This window comes from Stenotrophomonas sp. 3diitr2024 (genome assembly GCF_042136455.1).
GTDB classification, from domain to species: Bacteria; Pseudomonadota; Gammaproteobacteria; order Xanthomonadales; family Xanthomonadaceae; genus Stenotrophomonas; species Stenotrophomonas sepilia.
Genome location: NZ_JBHHMJ010000175.1, coordinates 1 through 6,705, shown reverse-complemented (window position 1 = coordinate 6,705; position 6,705 = coordinate 1). Strand labels below are relative to the sequence as shown.

General features: G+C 67.9%; 9 protein-coding genes. 5 read left to right on the top strand and 4 right to left on the bottom strand.

All coding sequences use genetic code 11. From position 1 onward, the window contains the following. The 5 genes from pdxA to ABGA94_RS04175 all read left to right on the top strand — a co-directional run. On the top strand, positions 1 to 880 hold an 880-nt coding region (pdxA, locus tag ABGA94_RS04195; RefSeq protein WP_375366479.1), incomplete at its 5' end, for a 4-hydroxythreonine-4-phosphate dehydrogenase PdxA. After that, the gene (gene rsmA / locus ABGA94_RS04190; RefSeq protein ID WP_375366478.1) at positions 877 to 1,680 is read left to right on the top strand and encodes a 16S rRNA (adenine(1518)-N(6)/adenine(1519)-N(6))-dimethyltransferase RsmA; all 804 of its coding nucleotides are present in this window, start codon (positions 877 to 879) and stop codon (positions 1,678 to 1,680) included. The genes pdxA and rsmA, both read left to right, overlap by 4 nt. Positions 1,681 to 1,693: 13 nt before the next feature. Beyond that, positions 1,694 to 2,077 (top strand): Co2+/Mg2+ efflux protein ApaG, encoded by a 384-nt coding sequence (apaG, locus tag ABGA94_RS04185; RefSeq protein WP_005415346.1) that lies wholly within the window; start codon positions 1,694 to 1,696, stop codon positions 2,075 to 2,077. Between the two features lie 15 nt (positions 2,078 to 2,092). Beyond that, positions 2,093 to 3,115, top strand: coding sequence for a symmetrical bis(5'-nucleosyl)-tetraphosphatase (locus ABGA94_RS04180; protein WP_005415345.1), 1,023 nt, complete (start codon positions 2,093 to 2,095; stop codon positions 3,113 to 3,115). Next, complete coding sequence (locus ABGA94_RS04175) at positions 3,112 to 3,759, top strand: DUF1287 domain-containing protein (RefSeq protein WP_032953945.1); 648 nt, start codon at positions 3,112 to 3,114, stop codon at positions 3,757 to 3,759. The genes ABGA94_RS04180 and ABGA94_RS04175 overlap by 4 nt, the downstream gene beginning before the upstream one ends. Before the next feature lie 86 nt (positions 3,760 to 3,845). Here ABGA94_RS04175 and ABGA94_RS04170 read toward each other — a convergent pair whose 3' ends face one another. Genes ABGA94_RS04170 through ABGA94_RS04155 form a run of 4 tightly spaced genes read right to left on the bottom strand, consistent with a single transcriptional unit; the run spans position 3,846 to position 6,567 of the window. Then, a complete protein-coding gene (locus ABGA94_RS04170; RefSeq protein ID WP_375366477.1) occupies positions 3,846 to 4,337 on the bottom strand; it encodes a dihydrofolate reductase in 492 nt (163 codons plus the stop codon). Positions 4,338 to 4,342: 5 nt separating this feature from the next. Then, the gene (locus ABGA94_RS04165; RefSeq protein WP_005415342.1) at positions 4,343 to 5,137 is read right to left on the bottom strand and encodes a thymidylate synthase; all 795 of its coding nucleotides are present in this window, start codon (positions 5,135 to 5,137) and stop codon (positions 4,343 to 4,345) included. Further along, positions 5,134 to 6,021, bottom strand: coding sequence for a prolipoprotein diacylglyceryl transferase (gene lgt / locus ABGA94_RS04160; protein WP_005415341.1), 888 nt, complete (start codon positions 6,019 to 6,021; stop codon positions 5,134 to 5,136). Before lgt ends, ABGA94_RS04165 begins: the two co-directional genes overlap by 4 nt. 51 nt (positions 6,022 to 6,072) lie before the next feature. Continuing rightward, positions 6,073 to 6,567: a TPM domain-containing protein gene (locus tag ABGA94_RS04155; protein WP_005415340.1), complete on the bottom strand. Its 495-nt coding sequence runs from the start codon at positions 6,565 to 6,567 to the stop codon at positions 6,073 to 6,075. Positions 6,568 to 6,705 lie beyond the last annotated feature (138 nt).

Genomic DNA, 6,705 nt, shown 5'->3' with positions numbered 1-6,705 from the left:
GCCCTTCGCCGACCCGGACACCCTGCGCGCGGCCGCGACCGCGCTGAACCTGCCCCTGCAACTGCTGCCCGAGGACGCCGAAGCACGCGTCCCGGGCGATCTGCGCCTGCGCGCCGTCCGCAACGCGGCGCCCAGCCACTTCGGCCAGGCCGATCCGGCCAACGCCAGCGCGGTCATCGGTGCCCTGCTCGGCGCCGGCCAGGCCTGCCTGTCCGGTGAACTGCACGGTGTGGTGACCGGCCCGGTGCACAAGGCGGTCATCAACGAAGGCGGCATTGCCTACAGTGGCACCACTGAACTGCTGGCCGACCAGGCCGGAGTGAAGGTGGTGATGATGCTGGCCAATCACATTGTCCGCGTGGCCCTGGCCACCACCCACCTGCCGCTGCGCGAGGTGGCCGATGCGATCACCGCGCCCAGCCTGGAACACACCCTGCGTACGGTGCATGCCGCGCTGCGCCGCGAGTTCGGCCTGCCTGCGCCGCGCATCGCGGTGCTCGGGCTGAACCCGCATGCCGGCGAAGACGGCCATCTGGGACGCGAGGAACTGGACCTGGTCATCCCCCTGCTGCAGCGCCTGCGCGCGGAGGGCATGGACCTGGTCGGCCCGCTGCCGGCCGACACCGCCTTCCTGCCGGCCAAGCTGGCCGGCTTCGACACCGTGCTGGCGATGTACCACGACCAGGGCCTGCCGGTGCTGAAGTATTCCGGCTTCGAGCAGGCGGTGAACCTGACCCTGGGCCTGCCCTACCCGCGCGTGGCGGTCGACCATGGCACCGCGCTGGACCTGGCCGGCCTCGGCATCGCCGATCCTTCCAGCCTGCAGGCGGCAACGACGCTGTGTGCGCAGCTGGCGCGGCAACGTACACTGAGCGCATGAATTCCCCGCATTCCCCCTCCGGCCCGGTGTTCACCGCACCGGCCAAGAAGCAGCTTGGCCAGCATTTCCTGGCCGATCGCCACTACATCGACAAGATCGTGATGGCGGTCAATCCGAAAGATGGTGACCGCCTGGTTGAAATTGGTCCAGGCCAGGGCGCCATCACCCTGCCGCTGCTGCGCGTGCACCCGAAGCTGACGGTGATCGAGTTCGACCGCGACCTGATCGCGCCGCTGACCGCCGCCGCCGAGCCGCTGGGTGAGCTGACCATCGTCCATCGCGACGTGCTGCGCGTGGACTTCACCGAACTGGCCAATTGCCAGCCGATCCGCCTGGTCGGCAACCTGCCCTACAACATCTCCTCGCCGATCCTGTTCCATGCGCTGGAGCATGCCGCAGTGATCCGCGACATGCACTTCATGCTGCAGAAGGAGGTGGTCGACCGCATGGCCGCCGGCCCCGGCAGCAAGGTGTATGGCCGCCTCAGCGTGATGCTGCAGGCCTACTGCCAGGTGACCTCGCTGTTCGTGGTGCCGCCGGGCGCGTTCCGGCCGCCGCCGAAGGTCGATTCGGCCGTGGTGCGGCTGGTGCCGCGTGACCCGGCCTCGATCAGCATCAACGACCACACGCGCTTCGCCGAGGTGGTCAAGGCCGCCTTCGGGCAGCGCCGCAAGACCCTGCGCAACGCCCTGAACAACGTGGTGTCCGCCGAACAGTTCGTTGCCGCCGGCGTGCGTCCCGATGCCCGCGCCGAACAGCTGGACGTGGCCGAATTCATCGCTTTGGCCAATGCCTCCTGATTACACTGCCGGTATGGAAGACGCTGACGTTTACGCCATCTCCGTCGAAGTCGCACCGCGCTTCCTCGACGATCAATCCGCGCCGGAAGACGGGCGCTATGCGTTCGCCTACACGATCCGCATCCACAACCAGGGGCGGGTCGCCGCACGCCTGGTCGCACGCCACTGGCGCATCACCGATGCCAATGGCCGTGTCGAGCATGTCGATGGCGACGGGGTGATCGGCGAGCAGCCGCGGCTGCGCCCCGGTGAAGACTTCCGTTACACGTCCGGTGTCATGCTGGGGACCGATCACGGGACCATGCAGGGGCACTACGACATGGTCGCCGACGATGGCACCGAATTTGCCGCGCCGGTCGCACCGTTCGTGCTGGCCGTCCCGCGTACCCTGCACTGACACGGAGGCCGAACGATGAGTGTGTGGGCGATCGGCGACCTGCAGGGCTGCTACGACGTTACCCAGCGGTTGCTGGAGAAGATCCGCTTCGACCCGGCCCAGGACACCCTGTGGTTCTGCGGCGACCTGGTCAACCGTGGCGGTCAGTCGCTGGAAACGCTGCGGCTGGTGCATTCGCTGCGCGAGCACAGCGTGGTGGTGCTGGGCAACCATGATCTTTCGCTGCTGGCCGTCGGTGCACGCACCGAAGAGGAGCAGCGCAAGGTCAACCCGGACCTGCTGCGCATCGTGCAGGCCGAGGACCGCGACGAACTGCTGGACTGGCTGCGCCTGCAGAAGCTGGTGCATGTGGATCGCGAGCTGGGCTGGATGATGGTGCACGCCGGCCTGGCGCCGAAGTGGACCACGCAGATGGCAGAGAAGCACGCCGCCGAAGTCGAGGTGCAGCTGCACGGCGCCGGCTACCGCAAGCTGTTCCGCAACATGTACGGCGACAAGCCAAGCTGGGCGCCGAACCTGTCCGGCTACGACCGTTCGCGTGCGATCATCAACGTGCTCACCCGCATGCGCTACTGCACCCCGCGCGGGCGCATCGGCATCGAGGACAAGGGCACCCCTGGCACGCAGGAACAGGGACTCTACCCCTGGTTCGAAGTACCGGGACGGGTCGAGCGCGACCTCAAGATCGTCTGCGGCCACTGGTCGGCGCTGGGCCTGACCATCACCCAGGGCGTGCACGCCATCGACACCGGCGCAGTCTGGGGCGGCAAGCTGACCGCGATCCAGCTCGATACCGACGAGCTGCGCGTGGTGCAGGTACCGGGCCGTGATGTACCGGCACCCGTACCCCACGCCCGCCCGCCGGCGCGACCGGCGCACGAGCGCCCCGCCGCTGCGGTGCAGGGCAAGGAACAGGGCGGCGGCAACGCCGCTGCTGCCAACCCGGGCAACCGTGGTCCGCGCCGTCGTCGCCGTCGAGGTGGTGGCGGTGGAGGCTCCGGTGGACCCCACAACAACGGCGCCGCGCCGCAGGCATGACGCGACGCGGCTGGGCACCATGGAGGGTGCTGCTGCTGACGCTGGCCCTGGCCAGCGGCTGCCAGCCTGCTTCGCCCCCGGCTCCCACCGGCGGCGGAAACGCCGCCCCCACGCCATCGCAGCCGCAGGCCCCTTCACCGCCACTGGTGGCCGCAGCGCGCGCACAGATCGGCGTCACCACCCGTTACGATCCCGCCTACCAGGTCCTGTCCTATCCCGGCGGCGACGTCCCGCTTGATCGCGGCGTGTGCACCGACGTGGTGGTGCGCGCCCTGCGCAGCCAGGGCCTGGACCTGCAGGCGCGCGTGCATGAAGACATGCGCGGCAACTTCAGCGCGTATCCCGCGATCTGGGGCCTGTCACGGCCGGACCGCAACATTGATCATCGACGTGTGCCGAACCTGATGCGCTGGTTCGAACGGCAGGGCTGGCAGCAACCGATCACCGCCCTCGCCACCGACTATGCGGCCGGTGACATCGTGGCCTGGAAGCTCAACGGCAACGGTCTGCTGCATGTCGGCATCGTCTCCGACCGGAGGCTGGCCAATGGCACACCGCTGGTGCTGCACAACATCGCGCGCGGCACGCGTGAAGAGAACCTGCTGTTCCAGCACGCGATCATCGGGCATTACCGGATGCCGTAGGCACCTGCAGAGCCGGGCCATGCCCGGCTACGGGAGGTATCAGGCAACAGCAGCCGAGCATGGCTCGGCTCTACAGAAAACCATCCTCAGCGGCGCACGTAATGCACGAAGCGGAACGCATAGGCGTGGCGGTCATCGGCCGGATGCGGCTCGCTGCTCACTTCCCGCCAGTCCTGCACGGCCACCTCGGGGAAATGGGTGTCGGCGGGGACTTCGGCATCGACCCAGGTCAGGTACAGGTCGCTGGCCTGGTCCAGCAGCTGGTGGAAGATCTCGCCGCCGCCGATGATGCACAGCTCGCTGGCGCCCTCGCCTTCGGCAATCGCCTTCGCCTCGTCCAGCGACGCCACCGCGCGCATGCCCGCGAACGGCACCTGGCCGCTGCGGGTCAGCACCAGGTTGGTGCGCCCCGGCAGTACGCGGCCGATCGACTCGGCCGTCCTGCGCCCCATCAGGATCGGCTTGCCCAGGGTGAGCGCCTTGAAGTGCTTGAAATCATCCGGCAGGTGCCAGGGCATGGCATTGCCCTGGCCGATGCCACGGTTGCGGTCCAGCGCCACGATCATCGAGAGCTTCATGGCACTCACACCGCCACCGGCGCCTTGATCGCCGGGTGCGGGTCATAGCCGTCGATGCGGATGTCGTCGAACCGGAAGCCGAACAGGTCGCTCACCTCCGGGTTCAACCACAGCTTCGGCAGCGCGCGCGGTTCACGCGAAAGCTGCTCGCGCGCCTGCTCGAAGTGGTTCGAATACAGGTGCGCGTCGCCCAGCGTATGCACGAAGTCGCCCACGCCCAGGCCCGTGGCCTGCGCCACCATGTGGGTCAGCAGCGCATAGCTGGCGATGTTGAACGGCACGCCGAGGAAGATGTCGCCGCTGCGCTGGTACAGCTGGCAGCTGAGCTTGCCGTCCACCACGTAGAACTGGAACAGGTTGTGGCACGGCATCAGCGCCATCTGCGAAAGCTCGCCCACGTTCCAGGCGCTGACCACCAACCGGCGCGAATCGGGGTTGCGCTTGATCTCGTCCACCAGCCACTGCATCTGGTCGATCTCGCGGCCATCGGCGGTGGCCCAGCTGCGCCACTGCTTGCCGTAGACCGGGCCGAGATCGCCGTTCTCGTCGGCCCACTCGTCCCAGATGCGTACCTGGTTGTCCTTCAGGTAGCCGATGTTGGTATCGCCCTTCAGGAACCACAGCAGCTCGTGGATGATCGAGCGCAGGTGCAGCTTCTTGGTGGTGACCAGCGGGAAACCTTCATTGAGGTCGAAGCGCATCTGCCAGCCGAACACGCTGCGGGTGCCGGTGCCGGTGCGGTCGCTCTTCTCCGCGCCATGTTCCAGCACATGCGCGAGCAGATCCAGGTAGGCCTTCATGCCTTGCCCTCCGCAGCCATCACCGGTTGCGGCTGCAGCACCGGCGCGCGGCGCGACATCGCCAGCAGCACCAGGCCGAAGGCGATGAGCGGCAGGCTGAGGATCTGGCCACGGGTCAGCCAGTCGAAGGCCACATAGACGCCGTTGTCGGGCATGCGTACGAATTCGACGGCGAAGCGGAACAGGCCGTACATCAGCGCGAACAGGCCGCCGACCAGGTAACGGTGGCGCGGCTTGGCCGACACCGTCCACAGCACCACGAACATCACCAGGCCTTCCAGGAACGCTTCATACAGCTGCGAGGGATGGCGGGCGAACTGGTTCAGCGCGCCGGTGGCGAACTGCGCCTGCAGGGTCGCATGGTCCAACTGGTTCAGCGGCGCCGGCAGGCCCGACGGGAACACCACGCCCCACGTGCCGTCGGTGTACTTGCCCCACAGCTCGGCGCCGATGAAGTTGCCGATGCGACCAAAGCCCAGGCCCAGCGGTACCAGCGGCGCCATGAAATCCATGGTGTCGAAGAAGTGCAGCGCGTGCTTGCGCGACCACCACCAGCAGGCACCCAGCACGCCCAGCAGGCCGCCATGGAAACTCATGCCGCCGTCCCACACCTTGAACAGCAGCAGCGGGTTGTGCAGGAAATCGCCCAGCGCGTAGAACAGCATGTAGCCGATGCGGCCGCCCAGCACCACGCCGAGCATGGCGTAGAACAACAGGTCGGAGAAGCCGTTGGCATCGACGCCCGGCAGGCGCCCGGCGGCGATGCGCGTGCGGCCCAGCAGCCAGGCCGCAGTGAAGCCGAGCAGGTACATGATGCCGTACCAGTGCACCTTGATCGGCCCCAGCGAGAGGGCGATGGGGTCGATGTCGTGGAAATAGATCATGGAAGGTGCCTTGCGGTTGAACGCCTATTCTCGGGCCAGTGCCGCCCCGGCTCAACCAAGGAGCTGGGGCGAGTTCGGCAACGCGTCATCGTTCGACCGGGTCGAGGCCGGAAAGTGCCCTTCGATCAGGCTGGAGACCTCGTCGATGGCATCCTGCAGCGCTTCCACCGGATTGGAACCACGCAGGCCCTCGCGCAGATGGGTGCAGACCCGCTGCCACTGCGCCGGGCTGACCCGGCCATGCAGGCCGCGGTCGGCGACGATCTCGATGGCATGGTCGGCCAGCAGCAGGTAGATCAGCACCCCGTTGTTGTGAGCGGTGTCCCAGGTGCGCAGGCGTGCGAAGGCATGCTCGGCGGCCTGCCTCGGGGTGACCTTGTGCCACAACGCGGCCAGCGGCAGATCGGCCTCCACCGCGAACATCACCTGACCGCCGTGGCGCTGCTCACCGGCCGCGATGGCCTCGGTGATCGCCTGCAGCGTGGCTGGCGGGAACGCGCGACGTACCGACGGCGAACATACATGGCGGAACAGACGTTGGATCATCACCAGCCTCCCGAAGCGCCACCGCCACCGGAACGGCCACCGCCGCCGCCCCAGCCGCCTCCGCCGCCGAATCCACCACCACCGCCGAATCCACCACCACCGCCGAATCCACCACCACCGCCGAAGCCGCCTCCCCCG

Excerpts from the sequence above, each read along its gene's own strand:
- rsmA (WP_375366478.1), top strand. The coding sequence starts at position 877 with ATGAATTCCCCGCATTCCCCCTCCGGCCCGGTGTTCACCGCACCGGCC.
- apaG (WP_005415346.1), top strand. The coding sequence starts at position 1,694 with ATGGAAGACGCTGACGTTTACGCCATCTCCGTCGAAGTCGCACCGCGC.
- ABGA94_RS04180 (WP_005415345.1), top strand. The coding sequence starts at position 2,093 with ATGAGTGTGTGGGCGATCGGCGACCTGCAGGGCTGCTACGACGTTACC.
- ABGA94_RS04175 (WP_032953945.1), top strand. The coding sequence starts at position 3,112 with ATGACGCGACGCGGCTGGGCACCATGGAGGGTGCTGCTGCTGACGCTG.
- ABGA94_RS04170 (WP_375366477.1), bottom strand. The coding sequence starts at position 4,337 with ATGAAGCTCTCGATGATCGTGGCGCTGGACCGCAACCGTGGCATCGGC.
- ABGA94_RS04165 (WP_005415342.1), bottom strand. The coding sequence starts at position 5,137 with ATGAAGGCCTACCTGGATCTGCTCGCGCATGTGCTGGAACATGGCGCG.
- lgt (WP_005415341.1), bottom strand. The coding sequence starts at position 6,021 with ATGATCTATTTCCACGACATCGACCCCATCGCCCTCTCGCTGGGGCCG.
- ABGA94_RS04155 (WP_005415340.1), bottom strand. The coding sequence starts at position 6,567 with ATGATCCAACGTCTGTTCCGCCATGTATGTTCGCCGTCGGTACGTCGC.